Origin of the sequence: Legionella nagasakiensis (assembly GCF_900639915.1) — a bacterium.
In the GTDB taxonomy this organism is placed as follows: Bacteria; Pseudomonadota; Gammaproteobacteria; order Legionellales; family Legionellaceae; genus Legionella_A; species Legionella_A nagasakiensis.
In genome coordinates this window covers 49,098-64,389 of record NZ_CAAAID010000013.1, presented here as the reverse complement: position 1 = coordinate 64,389, position 15,292 = coordinate 49,098, and the positions used below count along the sequence as shown (strand labels likewise).

Sequence of the window (15,292 nt, the reverse complement as noted above, 5' to 3'; positions counted from 1 at the left end):
AAAGCGCTATTTAAAGTGTGCGACGGTACTTTTCTGAGGTGAAACACTGAGGATTACGGATGCCAATAAATTTAACCCGCTTAAAAGAGTTTCGGATTCCAGAAGATGCAGACCGCGATGCAGCGATTCAAGCGCGCCTAGAGGCGTTATATCAGGCACCAGTCATCGCTTATGAAGGGCTTGCGCAATTTGCTGCCTGTAAGGAACAATTATTAAATTGCCTTGACCATATTATTGGTCTGGATGCACAAAAGTTTCGAAAACTTACAGAGCTTAGGGGCCTGGTCGAGGCATTAACGGAAGCTTCGAGCCCGTTGGACATCCAGGCCACGTTTGCAGTGATTAAACCCGCCCTGGAAGCAAGCATTCTTGATATCGAGGAACATTACAGAGAGGTTGACCAATCACTCATCGACCACCTGCCAATGCATGTTTGTTTGGATGGTGTGGCCTCCAATCTTTGCGACATGACCAAATTATTCTCCTCTCAAATCGACACCCTGGTCATCCAGGCAAAAGAACATCTGCTTAGACAATTTGCCGCACATTACGTAGATTACCATCGATTATTGTATGTCATGGATGCGGCCAGTGGACAATGGATTCATCTGGAAGGTGACCACATCCATTATACCAATGGTATTTATAATCTTTTAGCAGAAGAGTATGGTCTAACACTCGTTGAGGATGGGCGAATTCCACCTGGTTTGGATGAACACACTGAGCAAGCACAGGTAGCGTTTGCAAGGCAATTTAACTTAAGCAATGTCCTGGCAAGCCTGGAACATTGCATGGACATGTCAGCTATATTTAGTGTGCCTCGTGGGGAAAATATTACACACGAACGCATCACCGTTTTTTTTCGGCGATTACAAAACATTCAAATCCCTCCTTCTGACCCGGAGGCCAATTATTGGGAACGTCTGTATGAATTGGATGAAGAGCATTATGTTTATTCAGCCAAAGAACCCTTCGATGACTTATTCCGATGTTATTTGACAGAACTACTCACCTCACGTCACTTGATTGAAGATGCTATAGCAGACACCGCTGGACTAACGTTGATTTGCAATGGTCGCAAGGTATTTCGTAAGACGCCTGCGGAACGAGAAGAAGGGACTGCTTATTATCTTCATAGCCCACAGTATGCCGCCTTAAGCGAGGTGCAAATAGAGGCAATTCTTGCTGAAGGTGCGCTAAATACCGATTTTATTAAAGCCATACTGATTGATGCCACTGAGCGCGGACTAACCACGATTGTAGAACGCCTTTACGCACTGGATGAGGCAAGCCGCCCGGGGGAAGAGGCAACGATGGAGGCATTAAGAATAGCGGCTTCTCGAGGAAATCAGCTACTCATAGACTATTTTTGTCAATTACCGGAAGCCGACAGGCCAGGTCGGGAAGCGATTTTCCGTGCCCTGCACGATGTAATAGATTCTCCTCTCATGGCAAGTGATGAGGAGCGAACAGCCGTGGTTCAGAGAATTTGCGAAAGAATCCCAGAGCCGCTCAGGCCCAATCAAGCTGAAATTGAAACAATGCTGAATCATGCGGCTTACAATGGTCAGGTTTCTTTGATTCATTATTTTTGTCATTTGCTTGGAGACATAAGGCCACGACGAGAAGCAATGTTACAGGCTTTTGGCTGGGCGGCATCGCAAAACAACGTTGATGCGGTTTGGTATTTTTGCGACGAACTTGCAGAGCCATGGAGACCTAATCAAGCAGAGATTGAAGCGGCATTCCAGAATGCCGTGATTAACGGTCAAATAGATTTAATCCGCTATTTCTGCCGCTTGCCTGAAGAGATGAGGCCGCGGCGAGAGATTGTCATGCAAAGCTTGCATGAGGCAATAGAACAGATTGAGCAGGAGGAGATAAGACAGGCGGTGGTGCGCACAATGTGTGAAGACCTAGCAGAACCATTGATACTCAATCAAGCAGACCTTGAAGCAATATTGCAGCATGCCACCTCTCTTGGCCAAGTCGATGTAATCCGCTATGTATGCAGCTTCCCTGAAGGGAAGAAGCCTTCGCGAGCAGCGATGACCGCGGCATTTCACTGGGGACTCTCGCAAGGACAACTAAATACTGTTCAGTATTTTTTTGAGGAAGCCTCCATAAGACCAACCCAGGAAAAAATGGATCAAATTTGGGCGTATGCGGTTCGCCGTGGACATCAAGACATAGCAAGGTATCTGTGCCGTCTGCCTGAGACGCAACGACGACCAAGTCACGCCACCATGATTGCCGAGTTGTCTCTCGCCATGCAAATAAATGCTCCATTAAGATTTGCGATGGTGCTTGAATCCTTGTTTACTCAGGTCGATGCCGATAGACCCGGAAGAGATTTGGTGCTTGAGCTCGCCGAATGTTGTCTTGGTGTTTGTTTAGCAGGTTACACAGAACAGGTGGCCGCGTGCCTGAATCATCTGGACGCACAAGATAGATACGTTCAGCCATTACTTACACGGGTGCTTGAACGCATACCTTATCTTGACGCTTGGGAGTTGGTTCCTGCTGTTTTATCTCAGGAAGGGGGATTTCAGCCGGATGAAGAAGTGATTACAACGCTGTTGGGTCATGCGGCCAACCAGGGGCAGGAGGATGTGGTGCGTTTTTTATGCACGCAGGCGCCTCTCCATGCCAGACCGAGTAAGGAGGCCGTTGCTTATGCCCTGCGCCAGGCCTCCATCGGGACGTGGCGGTCCCTCTTGGCCAGCCCACCCGATGAACGGCATCTTCGTGTCATTGATTTTCTCTGCCAGAATTTGCCAGAAGCACTTCGACCGGATAAATCCGCAATGGAAAAAGCCTTGCTGTCTGCGGCAAGAGCAGGACATGTGCACGTTTTTGCCCATTTGGAAGCGTTGTTCAAAGACGATGTGCCTCCTGATGCGCGTATCTTAGAGGAAGCCAGGCTTACCGCCTGGCTGCATCAACATGATGAGTTACTGACTCATCTTAATCGAACGATAGGCCCTGTAACACAGCCGAATCCGGAAGTATTGAGCACTGTCTTTTTGCAAGAGGCCATCCGGGTAAATCCAGCGCTCATCACCCGTCTGCTCAACCATCACGGGAAGGCACTCACAGTGAAAACTCTGGAAAAAGCCCTTGATACCCTCAAGGAACGTCCTCTGACTCGCTTTAAGCTGGATGAGTCAGGAGAGTTTCAGCCGCCGCAAGTCTTGTGGGAACATGCAATCAAACAACGAGTGATGATTTACATTCTTGACGTGAATATTATGGTTAAGCGAAGAGACATGTTTTCTCATAATTATCAACGTATACTTGATGCAGAATCAGGAGATGAGCATACCGCTTTAGAAAAGGCTCGGTTATTGCTCAATCATTACAGTCGAGAGCGTCGTTCTCCTTTTGGACCACTTTTTACCCCACCGCCTCCGCCTTACCAAGAGGAAATCAAACGTCTGTTAGAGCAGGAGTTTCCGGACGTCAATACGATGCTTGCAGCCATTTACAACACCCTTGCTGAACAATCATTGAGAAAAAACATTGAAAAGATAGCAATGCCTCGAGAATTGGGACAATGTTTGGGCTGTATCGTAAAACATCTGCAGCAGACAGAGGAAGAGTGCCTAGAAGAAGCTTCTACCATCCAAGTCCCTGCTGGCGGGGGTGGCAGACGACCAATGGAGTGAGCTTCCCAAGGCTTGCCCTGTCTCGCGAGTAAGCTTATTTAATGGACATCTGCTGTCCATTTTCTTTATCCTTTTTGATCGCTAGTAGTTCTGATGAGGAAGCTAGATCTGCTGATATTGTGAATACATTGTCTGCTGTGGATGTCGGTTTATGATTTGAATTTTTGATGATACTTGTGTACTGTGATAAGACAGTCCTTTTCCCAACTAAGCAAGGAGCAATCAACCTATTTATTTGACCACCAATTCTTACTTTATAAATTTTAGGCTTTATGGAAAAAAACTCTGGATGCGTTTGATGGGCCTTGCCAAATAATGGCAATTCTAGGAGAAAACCATGATGCGAATGTTTGGGATTGGTAGAACACCTGTAACAGGGCTGTTACGTTCTAATATTTCTTTAGCTCCTTTATCTCGTTTCTCCGGATTCCGCGCGGAGGCTACAGTAAAAAAAGCCACTCCAACGGTAATCTTAGAGCGTAGAGCACTAACCACAGGCATTACTCAAGTATCAGGGCCGCAATTTTTTGCAAAATTGAAAGCAGAAGAACGTAAGCGATTTCCTCGAAAAAAACGTAAGCGATTTGATTATAGCGACAATTATAGCGCAGCACTTGCATTGCCTTGCTCTCAGCAAGAATTGGAAAAAAAGCAGGATGATCAAAATGCGCTTCTTGCCGTGTCAAAAAAATACGTGATTGAACATGCTAATCGTCGCGTCGATTTATTTTTTTATACATTAATTGCTTATTATAAAACAGGCATTGTGCCAACAACGGGTCGCACAAACCTTCAACACGGTAAAGGGCGCAATTCGATTGCCCATAGAAATATAACAGAGGCCTGTCATAGTAGTTTTATACCCTCTTTGGTGGATAAAACTATTTATCTAAATAGAGGCAGTAGAAAAAGACATAAAAGCTTAATTTGTGACACTCATCTTATGAATAGTTTGAATTCTACCGTTGAGTTACCTTCCTTTGTGAATCATTTTGATGACCTGTTGGAAAGTGCTTGCCGGGAAAGCTGTTTAAAAATCTTGGATGAGGTATCCGTAGGAATAATAAATCCAATCGAAGGATTAAGTGCCTTTCTTAACATGATGCAGGATACTTTAAACAACCTTAAGTGCCAAACGGAACGTGAACGTCATTCTGCCGTAGCAAGGCATTCATTAATCGGCTCACGGGGCATTACTCTAAAAATAATTGATCTGGTCACACAGGGCACATTATCTACCACCTTTGCAGCAGGAGAAAAGACGGCTTCTGATGATTACATTCAACTGTTGCTTAGAATTACGTCCGAGGAAAAAGCATTATGTGCAAAAAGTGAAAGGCTAAAAAATAAATTATACATGGAGAGAATGGCAGAAATACAAAATGAAATCTTGCAAACCAAGAGTGTACACAGTCCCTTGGAGGGTGGCCCGCTGATGCCGCCAGAATATTCGCCCAGCTGAGCGAATGTTAAGAATTGGATGAGATACATTTTTATGATGTATAATTATAAACATTTCAGTTAAGGGAACTAACTATGGTTAACGTAGGCATTATTATTGGCAGCACTCGCCCAAACCGGGTTGGGGAAGGGGTTGCAAAATGGGTATATGAACAGGCACAAAAGCGGCAAGATGCATATTTTGAATTAATTGATCTGCGTGACTATGACTTGCCTTTGCTGGATGAAGGAATTCCTCCTTCGTTAGGAAAATACAGTAAAGAACATACAAAAAAATGGGCTAAGAAAATCGCGGCGTTGGATGCGTATGTTTTTGTAACACCCGAATATAATCATGGCACATCAGGGGCTTTAAAGAATGCTCTCGATTTTCTTTATAAGGAATGGAATAACAAGGCGGCTGGCTTTGTTGGCTATGGCAGCGCCGGTGGTGTGCGTGCTGTCGAGCAATTACGTCTGGTGATGGCTGAATTACAAATTGCCGATGTACGTGCGCAAGTTTCGCTATCTTTATACGCTGACTTTGAAAATTTTAGTGTCTTTAAACCAGCCGAGCATCATCTAAATTCACTAAAGTCTTTGTTTGACCAAGTGATTGCTTGGGGGAATGCGATGAAAACATTGCGTTAACAAGACGTTAAGTATGAATATTTTGATTATCGGTGGAGACAAACACAATTTTCCAATGGTGTGGTTTGATTTCATGGGTCGTTGGCAAAAAGTTTCCTACAGCAATAGTCCCCAAACGATCTATATCATTATAAGCGAAAAAATAACCACCGTCTGAATTTGAAGCCATGCACTTATTTCTTTCGTGGCTGCTTCTTTTGTGGCCGCGGCAACTCGGCTGAAGATAATTTAATCAGTTGGGATAGCCATTCCTGATCATCCCACTGTTCACCCGAGATGAGTAGATAAGGCTTGGCTCCAGGATAAGGGATACTTTCAGTATAATTTCCTATAAAGGCTTTACCGGCAAGAGTTGGTTTAACGAACAGTTGATCATCACAAACCAGGGCAACCAGTTTCCCATCGCAGTATACCCCATACTCGCCAAACATCTTTTTGGCATGCACAACACCAGCTTCTGAGAATTGTTCAAGGATAAAGTCGACTGTGTTTTGTTTAGAGCCCATAAGCTACTCCCAGTAATTGCTTTACTTCTGCCTATTTTATCAAGGCTGTGCTATAGAGGAAACGTGCTATAACAGCGTTTCCTGAGGGTGTCTTGCGCCAGCGTGTTGCTTCTGATAATTTATGCAAGGACTTTGCCAGCTAAAGAGATAAAATTTGAGTAGGTTCTGATAAAGGTGATTTGCAGAAATAAACTCCCTATTTATTCGCAATGCGGAGGGTTTTATAAGACTTGATAAGGCTTATCTAAAAAAATATAAGGATGTATTTATGCCGATCCTATTTAGCAAAAAGAAATTTACCCCAGTCATTGCGCGCGCAATGAGGATTATTCAGGAAGCAATAACAAACGAATCTTTTAATAGTGATGAGGCTAGGGAGATCATACTAGATAACCTAATTCCTTTAGAAAAAGAATTAGAACGCTATTATATTGCACAATTGCAACGTCCTCATAGTGAAGCAAAAGTTTGTGCACAAAGAATTTACCGCGAATTTATTCAATACTTACTTTATTTGGCATGTCAAAACAACAAAGACGAAGCTTGGTGCCAAGACCTTCGTACGTTTGCCATGTGTTCGAATTTATTTCGCATTGAAACAAATCCTGGAATTTATGAGACTGTTCTTTGGGTTGAGCCAAATAGAGGCGCTCATTTATTAAACATTGCCTTAAAACGAGGATTTCCCAATTTATTGCCATCGCTCTTGCATGAAGCAGAGTTGGCACTTGCAACAGCACCAGCAGATGAACATGATGGTTCACTACGGCATTTCTTTCGTCTGTTTGATTTCAAGGCAATGCTTTTTGCCCAAATGGAAATTAACATGGCTTGTCATTGGAACACTCATGAACACCGCTTGACTGAGCAATGGCAAAACTTAATACGCCAATATCCAGAAAGCCAGTACCATCGTTTTTCCGAAAAATTGATTTCTAGCTCGGAAAAAATTGTACTATTTCCTGGCGAAGTGGATGGTTTGATAGAGCGGATGGAACAGCTGCAGCTTGCTATCATTGAATTGATTAATGCACATGCAGATCCCGTGACTTTTGAATCATTAATGGATAAAGAAAATGAAGCAGGCGATCGCGGCGAAATTCTAGATTTGGGTAACCTGGCCGATCCAATGTGTTTTTTACCGGATGGTTACTCCTATTTTCGCAGCACGTTTCAAGAATTATATAATAGCTCAAGAGAACCAGGTCTCTTGCAAAGTCCTGTCACTAAAGAAATAATCGATGCCCGTGCTTATGAATCGGAATCTCTATTGGCCTTGGTAAGATTGTCTCGTGGTATTCTTGCTGTAAAAGAACGAATTTTGATTGAAAATAGAATTAGTGTGAAAGAAGCGATAGGATTGATGTTTGGCGATAATATTTTTCGTTCACGAAAATATAGGTGGGACACCGCAACGAATCAAGAGCATCGTAGCTATCCTGAGCATCATCCTAGACAAGAGCGGGTACGTAGCCGGGAACATCATTATCCGACAGCCACGCGAGTTCCCGCACATGAAGAAACATTTTCTCATGCTGAGGCTTCTCCGCCGCAAAGACGTGTTCGATTACACCAACCGGAAGAAGTATCTATCCATCACTCATCAAGAACAAGACAGTATCGCGTTTTTCCTCATCCACATGAGGTCAATCCAGCCCCTGTGACCTATGGCGCGATGCGTGCAGATAGAGTTACTGAACTTCCGCATCCAGACGTTGTACAGTATGACCGATCATCATCATTGCAGGTTCAACATCGGCGTGTCACTCGTCCATTAGAAAGTGATTTACACCACGCTCGCTCGGAACATCATTCTTTCTTTAATCCCCATCGCCCATCTCGTGAGTCTCATCACCACTCTGACCACAGAGGTATGATGACTGATGAAGTTTTTCATAGATCATCGCCGCAAGTGTTTCCTAATACGGCAAGAGACCCAGTTGCCTTGAGTAATAGAGAAGAATATCCAGGTAGACAGTCACAAGGTAGGGCACAACGTATGCCGGTAGAGCCTAGTGCACCACCACTCAGTGAGCATGATGAGACTGGCCAGATGCCTTATAATAGGCATCGATTTTTGATGCGTCCCAATGCTCCGTCTTTTAGTGAGGTCGAGGATGAGCCATTTTCTTTAGGTGGAACACCTGTTTAATCAGGAAGCTTAGATGGTCGAGTATATTGCAACTGATTGTTTGGTAGGTAAATGAGAGATCAAAAATAAGTCGAATAAAGGCGTACGTAGTCGCCATCTTGTTCCATTTGATTTAACTGTTCATTAATCCGTTCAATTAAACGCTGATTTTTTGGTATGGCTATTATTCCATAGCCATCGCCTATCATGATAGATGCTCCCAATTGCTTAAATGCATTCCCATCGTGTTGATCCCAGTATATTGCTACCGGTTGGTCAAGAAAAACAGCGACAATTTGTTGATTGCTTAAATCGGAAATCATGCTCATAATACTGTCATACTGGATAATATCAAACCTGTTCCCATAAGTTTTTTTGAGAAAATCAACATAAATGGAGCCGCTTAATGTCGCAATTTTCCCTCCTTGTATATCGTTTATTTGAAGAGCCGGATTACTCTGTAAGCATAAAAATTGTCCCTTACTGATTTTATAGGGTAGGCTAAAAATATATTTTGATTCTTGTTCTGGAGAAATAGTAAAGCCACCAATGGCGAGATCTATTTCTTCTTGTTGTAATGCATTAAATAAGGCCGAATACGTCATTGGGTAAAATTCACATGTTTCAGCCATTTTATCGCAAATATCGTGCATCAAATCGATATCAAATCCAGTTTCTTGCGACATGATGAATGGTGGGTTAAAATAAATATTGCCTATTTTAAGTGCAAATGTGGTATTTATTTGTGTTAAAAATAGTAACGCAGTGACTATCCATTTCATAAGGACACCACGATTAAGGGTTGATTGTATAAAGAACTCATTCTTTATTATCGGTTAATTTTCGCAAAAACTGCAATTTATATATCTTTGCTTCGTGAGAAAGAGACACTCAAAACGACGGTCTGAATTTTTCATTCAGCCAATCAAACATCACTCGTTGAAATTGCCCGTTGCCATCGGCTTCACAATGCATGCCTGCTCCCCAGCGCGCAGTAAAAGCCACATAGGTTTTGTCGCATTCGAGTGCATCGTATAATATATTGCCGCGATTAGATATTTTATCATGAGGATTGTCGCAAACGAGGGTGGGGCATCGGATATTTTTAGCGACATGATTGAAGGTGTATTGTTTTATTTCCTGTAGATAATCATAAGGTGTTTTGACCCCATGGGTATTCATGCGCGAGAGAAAATAAAATTCTTTCATCTTATCTCGGCTGAATAATTCATAAAAGAAAGCATTAACGTTTTCTTGTTTGCCTTGCTCAAATTGTGACTGTATTTCTTTGGGTAGGATTCGATGCAACGAGCCTGCAATATTCATCTGCCCGGGGTCACAAATTAATCCTGCCAAGCGTTTCTCAAAACAAGCGGCACGTGGAGCCAGATAGCCTCCGAAACTTCGGCCGATCAATACATATGGTATTTGATCGTGATTGGCTTCCAGCCAATCCAGGACTTGGGTCGTGACGTGTTCAAAATCATGTCGCATGTATAATCTTTGTTGACGAAGTGTATGACCTTGTCCTGGGCCGTCAAATATTAAAATATTATAACCATGCTGCAAAGCGGCAGGAACCAGTGAGTACATTTCCTCGACGGTGCTGTCGTAACCTCCGGGAGCGATTAACGTGGCTTTAGAAGGTTTATCTGTTAGAAAAAAATAACCTCCCAATGATGTGCTGTCATAAGGAATGGTCACCTTTTTTGCACGAGGATGCAACGCTTGCAGGCTTCTTTCAAAACAATATTGCATGTGTCCAAAGCAGGGTAGAATGCGTTCGTCTTCCAGGTTTGCTCTAAGAAAAAATTCACTGGCGCGATGATATTCAGTGGCTCTCAAATATGTTTTGGCTGAAGAGATAAGATGCTCATGATGCCAGCTTTCATCGGCTAAGTTTTGTAAATAGCATGCAAGTTCATTCCAGGCGTCATACCAGCTGTTAAAATCTTTGTCTTTAATTTTGTTCAAAGTGATAAAACATTCTCCGATATCGGCGCATTGAGTATAAGATTTGCCTAAAGTCCTTAAGAATTGACCAAAAAACTCATCAGAAAATTTAGGAAGATTTTGGTAACTATCATAATAATTTGTATGCATTGAGAGAGGTTCCCCGTTGTCAATTTTATCGATGATTTGTTAATCCTTTATTCTAGATAAGGAATATAATGCCGCGGACAATTTAGCGAGCATTTTTTAAATTCTCTGCTCATATAACGTTATTTTGTGGCTTTTTTGCTCGTTAAAAAGATTAAACGAGTTATTATTCATTCAATAAGCGTTTATAAGTGTCTATTACTATGAATCGATTGGCTGTGGTTTGTTTAGGATTGTTTTTTACCTCATTACTTTTTAACTTTTCTGCATTCTCCTCAGACAGAGTAGCCTTTTTACCAGGATATGGAAAAATCAAAGGCCTGCAATTAGCTGGCTATCTTCCCTTGTCCAGCTTAGAGTGCACGCAGGAATCTTGTGATTCTGAGATAGGCCATTTATTTTATTGGTTTGTAGAAAAGAGCCAGCCATCTGAGGATGCGCCGGTAGTATTATGGCTTAATGGTGGGCCTGGAGCTGCTAGTTTATATGGATTTTTCATGGAGAATGGTCCTTATCTTGTCAATCCAAATGGAACTCTTTCGGCGCGGCATGATTCCTGGACTCAGGATGCTAATTATTTAGTGATTGATCAACCTGCAGGTGTTGGATTTTCTTATGGAAAACAAAATAGTTACTTGAATGAATCTCAGGCGATGGATCAACTGCATCATGCGGTAAAATTCTTTTTCGCTAAGTATCCTGAGTGGGCTTCTAGACCGTTGTATCTTGCCGGTGAATCTTATGCTGGGAAATACCTTCCGCAGTTAGCTGTTCGTATCTTGTCAGATAATCAATCCGGCCAATCTATAAATTTAAAAGGATTATTTGTTGGTGATCCTTGGGTCAATCCACGGTTACAACAGCTAGCGAATATTGAGTTTGCCTATTCTCATGGACTTATTGACAGGCGTGCCCGGAAGAAAGTCTTAACGTTATATCAGCAATGTATTAAAGAAATCGATAAAGTTACGCCATCAAGCCGCCGTGCTAATAAGGTTTGTGAAAAGATTCAAGAATTTATTCAAAAAGAAAGTGGCGGACTTAATTTGGCTAACATTGCAACGGGAACAGAGCCTGATGATGGAGCGATGGTGCGCTATCTAAATCGATCGGACGTGCGCAAAGCCTTGCATGTAGACTCACGTGTTGCGGAGTTTAAGACATTTAGCACTAAAGCGGCGTATATTCTTGAAGTGGGTGAACAAGATTCCGTTGCTGATCTATATCCCATTTTATTAGCCGCCGGCATTCGTGTATTAATCTATAATGGGCTTGAAGATGCAAAAGATTCTAATTTCATCAGCACCGACTTATGGCTTTCAGCCCTGGATTGGTCAGGGAAAAAAGAGTTTGCTAAGGCTTCCACTTGTGTATGGCGTACCGGCAAGGAGGTTAACGGCTATGCTAAGTCAGGGGCTGGTTTAACACAGGTTAAAATTCGTGGTGCAGGTCATTTAGCGCCGATAGATCAACCTGCAAGGGCATTAAATTTATTTCGGCATTTTATTAAAGATCAGCCACTTTGTTAGGATGATTTTTATGATAGGTACTAGGTCATGGCTGAAAGTAATGAAAAATAATCAGCGTTTTAGGATAGTCACTGCTTTGTGGTTAATCCTTGGGATAAGTGCTGCCTTTGAAACGGGCTGGACTACAATGTCTAAACCGAGCGATGCTTCAGTGCAAGTGAATGATTGGTCCGAAGCCAACCTTTTTTCCAAGCTGGAATCAGATTCGGCTGCTTTTGCTGATAATCCATTGAATCTCAAGCAAATTAGCCTTGACCAATTACCCAAGCCTTATAGTTTTTTACTGACACAGTCCCTTATGACGCCTGGTTTGGAGCGTTATTATCAGCGTACAGGAGAAATTAAGACGATACAGGCGGTCAGCAATAAAAAAAAGAATACTTATTCGCGCATGATTATTATGCTAATGGATAACAACAAGGTTCGAAATAATGTGAATGCGGCACGACTGCATCAAGAATTAGTGATCGCCGAACTGGCATTTATTACCATGAATTTTAATGAATTACCTGAAAAAGTTATCTCAGCCATACGGAATACGTCCGTGCCTTTTGGCAAAATTCTAATTAAAAACAACATTCAAGTTTATGATAGTGAGCGGGAATATTTTACAGTCGTGTGTAATAAGCAACTTATGAAATATACGCGCTGTATGCTTGACAGTAGGCTCTATGGGCGCATGCATACCATAAGGAAAAAAGAAAATGACGCTTGGGTAGCAAGTGTCATGGAGATTTTACCTTGTTTTACGTGTAAGGATAAGTGATGTGAGAATTGCAGTTGGGCTGGGATGAATTCTTGTGATGAGGAAAATTATAAGTATAATGAAGAAATCATGTATTTGGTAAGTCAATTCATGGTTTATCAGCTGCTTTTGGGAAATTTAAAAGGATTTAATAAGAATGCGTTATCCGTTAATGCTGCCATTTATCATTTTTTTGGGAATGGTGACAAATGGGCCAGCCCCCGCTGGGGTATCTGGCTATCCAATTGAGAAGAATACTCAGTCACTTCAGAGTAAAATTTCTACGGCTTATTTCAATAAAATTGTTTCTTTATCCGCAGGGTATGACTGGATTAAAGCAGCACAGCCTCAATCAGTCTCTTTAATTCCTCCTTTTGAAAATTATTATACCGTCAATAATAATTCCAGGCGTTCGGTTTTTATGGGTGGTTTGTTTTTAGGCGTTGAGTACTGGCAAAATCCGTTGGTGGGTGTGCAGTTAGGTTTGGGGGGCTATGTTGATTCGGCAACGGATATCAATGGCATGGTTTGGCAATTTGGATTACCGGAATTTGCCAACCTGAATTACAGCTATCGCATTCAAAGTCAGAGGCTGGTTGTTGAGGGTAAACTCTTAACGACCTTAAAGAATAGATTTCATCCCTATCTTTCAGGAAATGTCGGAGTATCTTCGAATAAAGCTTATGCTTATGAAGAACAGCCGCTTTCTTCTGAAATTGTCCCAATGAGTCCTTTTGCCAATCAAGATCAAACTTCACTAACATTCAGCGTCGGTGGCGGTTTGGATGTGGATCTATTTAAATCACTGCGATTAGGCGTAGGGTATCAATACTTTCGCTTGGGTAAATTTTCATTAGGAACAAGTGTTGCCCAAGAAACTAGCCAAACATTAGCCATCAATCGGATGGATGGCCATGAACTTCGATTTCAGCTGACGTTTGTTGCTTAAGGCTGTGTGATGAAAACTATTCTATTTAATGTTGTGTTGTTCATTTGCTTTTTTTTTCCTCTGTCAGGGTTTACCAATACCCCTGTATTTACCATTACGGCAACGGTGAAAGCACCGCGTATTGTTGTGAGCGGACAAAAAGTGATTGCAGTTTATCAAGTAAAAAACAATACACCATTTGCCCTGAATAGCAATGGTCTGGTTCAATTACCCAGTGGTCTGCGACAAATGACTTCGGCTGATAAGTCGGTTTGCCAGAATCCTTTTAATCTGGCAGGAAATGCTTCTTGTACCTTGCGGCTTGAAATTAATGCAGATGCTATGACCGGCGGTATCTATGGAGGCCCCATCATCTGTAATACACCTACTAATCCCGTATACTGTTCCTCACCGGCTGCTGCTGAACAATTGAATGTGCAGAAGAAAGTGGTTGATATTCAGACAATTGTTTTCATACGCCATGGGGAAAAACCTTTGCCGCCATTATCTGGCGAGGGACAGTTGACTTGCAAAGGCTTAAATCGTGCCTTGAAATTACCACAGACATTAAATAAGAAATTTGGGCGGCCGCCGAATTATATTTTTGCCCCTAATACCGCAGGCTCAATTGAGGATGGCAGTGATTCACCGAATAGCTATGTGCGGCCCTTGGCAACGATTGAACCAACAGCCATTCAATATGGGTTACCGGTCAATACCTCTTTTACCTTTGATGATGATCAGTCGGTTGTTGCTGAATTAATCTCATCACCCTATCATAATTCGCTTATTTTTGTGGCCTGGGAGCATAATAATATTGTAACCATTAGTCGTGGCATCATGACTTTATTAGGCGCAGATCCAACGATTATTCCAGACTGGCCGCAAAATGATTTTGACAGTTTATATGTATTGACTATTGTTTGGGATGCGGGAAATACATCCGTATCATTCTCCCATCAGCAACAGAATATTACCAATCATTTGAGTCCTGTTTGTCTTGGACCTGCCGCATTGAAATCATTTAAACCTAATTTGCTGAATGAACAGGAAACTATTTATTTTATCCCGGCAGCAGAAACCTCCGGAATGGCCCAGTTAAATTGCATGGGCTTAAATCGAGCATTGGGATTAAAAGAGGTGTTATCTCCAGAGATATTGGGTCAGGCGATCTATGCTTTTTTTGCTCCGGCACCGGCCTTAAATCGGTTTGATGTGGGTGGTAATCTCTATGATTACTTGCGTGGCATGATGACGCTTGAGCCAGTGGCGATTGCCCAAGGAAGTCCTCTCTATACATTATTTGGATATCAAGATAATCTTTCAATGGCAACGTTTCTCCTAAGTTCGGAGTTTTTTACCAATCGTATACTTGCTGTGGCTTGGGAAAGAGAAGAAATGCCTGATTTAGTGAAACGGGTGTATGCGGCAGCGGGTGGAAACCCTGATGATATTCCCAATGAACCGCCAAGTCACGATACGATGTATAAAATTACCATTACACGGAATGATGGCGCCCTAGATTCGGTTGTTTATACACCAATAAGTGAAAATCTTTTGCCGTCATCCATATGCCCATTTCCAATCAATTAAG

Annotated in this window: 12 protein-coding genes; 8 read left to right on the top strand and 4 right to left on the bottom strand. The window is 42.3% G+C overall.

Features of this window, described 5'->3' with window-relative positions; genetic code table 11:
- The first annotated feature begins 59 nt into the window (after positions 1-59).
- From E1O52_RS10660 to E1O52_RS10650, 3 genes are all read left to right on the top strand, one after another.
- Positions 60-3,668: a hypothetical protein gene (locus E1O52_RS10660; RefSeq protein ID WP_133128697.1), complete on the top strand. Its 3,609-nt coding sequence runs from the start codon at positions 60-62 to the stop codon at positions 3,666-3,668.
- Positions 3,669-4,005: 337 nt separating this feature from the next.
- Positions 4,006-5,130, top strand: a complete 1,125-nt coding sequence (locus tag E1O52_RS10655; RefSeq protein ID WP_133128696.1) for a hypothetical protein — start codon at positions 4,006-4,008, stop codon at positions 5,128-5,130.
- 74 nt (positions 5,131-5,204) lie between these two features.
- A complete protein-coding gene (locus tag E1O52_RS10650; RefSeq protein ID WP_133128695.1) occupies positions 5,205-5,759 on the top strand; it encodes an NADPH-dependent FMN reductase in 555 nt (184 codons plus the stop codon).
- A 7-nt stretch (positions 5,760-5,766) separates the two neighbouring features.
- On the opposite strand, the gene E1O52_RS13220 is transcribed toward E1O52_RS10650, so the two are convergent.
- Together E1O52_RS13220 and E1O52_RS10645 are read right to left on the bottom strand one after the other, a co-directional pair.
- A complete protein-coding gene (locus E1O52_RS13220) occupies positions 5,767-5,928 on the bottom strand; it encodes a hypothetical protein (RefSeq protein ID WP_165474789.1) in 162 nt (53 codons plus the stop codon).
- Between the two features lie 4 nt (positions 5,929-5,932).
- Entirely contained in the window at positions 5,933-6,265 is a 333-nt protein-coding gene (locus E1O52_RS10645) for a TfoX/Sxy family protein (RefSeq protein WP_133128694.1), read from the bottom strand.
- A 268-nt stretch (positions 6,266-6,533) separates the two neighbouring features.
- Between E1O52_RS10645 and E1O52_RS10640 the strand changes: the two genes are divergently transcribed.
- On the top strand, positions 6,534-8,417 hold the full coding sequence (locus E1O52_RS10640) for a hypothetical protein (protein ID WP_133128693.1): 1,884 nt from the start codon (positions 6,534-6,536) through the stop codon (positions 8,415-8,417).
- 59 nt (positions 8,418-8,476) lie between these two features.
- Here the strand turns inward: E1O52_RS10640 and E1O52_RS10635 are convergent, their stop codons facing one another.
- Positions 8,477-9,178: a transporter substrate-binding domain-containing protein gene (locus tag E1O52_RS10635; RefSeq protein ID WP_133128692.1), complete on the bottom strand. Its 702-nt coding sequence runs from the start codon at positions 9,176-9,178 to the stop codon at positions 8,477-8,479.
- 109 nt (positions 9,179-9,287) lie between these two features.
- Positions 9,288-10,499, bottom strand: a complete 1,212-nt coding sequence (locus E1O52_RS10630; RefSeq protein ID WP_133128691.1) for an alpha/beta hydrolase — start codon at positions 10,497-10,499, stop codon at positions 9,288-9,290.
- Between the two features lie 200 nt (positions 10,500-10,699).
- Between E1O52_RS10630 and E1O52_RS10625 the strand changes: the two genes are divergently transcribed.
- From E1O52_RS10625 to E1O52_RS10610, 4 genes are all read left to right on the top strand, one after another.
- On the top strand, positions 10,700-12,025 hold the full coding sequence (locus tag E1O52_RS10625; RefSeq protein ID WP_133128690.1) for a S10 family serine carboxypeptidase-like protein: 1,326 nt from the start codon (positions 10,700-10,702) through the stop codon (positions 12,023-12,025).
- Between the two features lie 10 nt (positions 12,026-12,035).
- Positions 12,036-12,791: a hypothetical protein gene (locus tag E1O52_RS10620; RefSeq protein WP_165474788.1), complete on the top strand. Its 756-nt coding sequence runs from the start codon at positions 12,036-12,038 to the stop codon at positions 12,789-12,791.
- Between the two features lie 136 nt (positions 12,792-12,927).
- Positions 12,928-13,719 (top strand): outer membrane protein, encoded by a 792-nt coding sequence (locus tag E1O52_RS10615; protein ID WP_133128688.1) that lies wholly within the window; start codon positions 12,928-12,930, stop codon positions 13,717-13,719.
- Positions 13,720-13,728: 9 nt separating this feature from the next.
- Positions 13,729-15,291, top strand: coding sequence for a histidine phosphatase family protein (locus E1O52_RS10610; RefSeq protein ID WP_133128687.1), 1,563 nt, complete (start codon positions 13,729-13,731; stop codon positions 15,289-15,291).
- The last annotated feature ends 1 nt before the right edge of the window (position 15,292 follow it).

Excerpts from the sequence above, each read along its gene's own strand:
- E1O52_RS13220 (WP_165474789.1), bottom strand. The coding sequence starts at position 5,928 with ATGGCTTCAAATTCAGACGGTGGTTATTTTTTCGCTTATAATGATATA.
- E1O52_RS10660 (WP_133128697.1), top strand. The coding sequence starts at position 60 with ATGCCAATAAATTTAACCCGCTTAAAAGAGTTTCGGATTCCAGAAGAT.
- E1O52_RS10655 (WP_133128696.1), top strand. The coding sequence starts at position 4,006 with ATGATGCGAATGTTTGGGATTGGTAGAACACCTGTAACAGGGCTGTTA.
- E1O52_RS10625 (WP_133128690.1), top strand. The coding sequence starts at position 10,700 with ATGAATCGATTGGCTGTGGTTTGTTTAGGATTGTTTTTTACCTCATTA.
- E1O52_RS10630 (WP_133128691.1), bottom strand. The coding sequence starts at position 10,499 with ATGCATACAAATTATTATGATAGTTACCAAAATCTTCCTAAATTTTCT.
- E1O52_RS10645 (WP_133128694.1), bottom strand. The coding sequence starts at position 6,265 with ATGGGCTCTAAACAAAACACAGTCGACTTTATCCTTGAACAATTCTCA.
- E1O52_RS10610 (WP_133128687.1), top strand. The coding sequence starts at position 13,729 with ATGAAAACTATTCTATTTAATGTTGTGTTGTTCATTTGCTTTTTTTTT.
- E1O52_RS10640 (WP_133128693.1), top strand. The coding sequence starts at position 6,534 with ATGCCGATCCTATTTAGCAAAAAGAAATTTACCCCAGTCATTGCGCGC.
- E1O52_RS10635 (WP_133128692.1), bottom strand. The coding sequence starts at position 9,178 with ATGAAATGGATAGTCACTGCGTTACTATTTTTAACACAAATAAATACC.
- E1O52_RS10615 (WP_133128688.1), top strand. The coding sequence starts at position 12,928 with ATGCGTTATCCGTTAATGCTGCCATTTATCATTTTTTTGGGAATGGTG.
- E1O52_RS10620 (WP_165474788.1), top strand. The coding sequence starts at position 12,036 with ATGATAGGTACTAGGTCATGGCTGAAAGTAATGAAAAATAATCAGCGT.
- E1O52_RS10650 (WP_133128695.1), top strand. The coding sequence starts at position 5,205 with ATGGTTAACGTAGGCATTATTATTGGCAGCACTCGCCCAAACCGGGTT.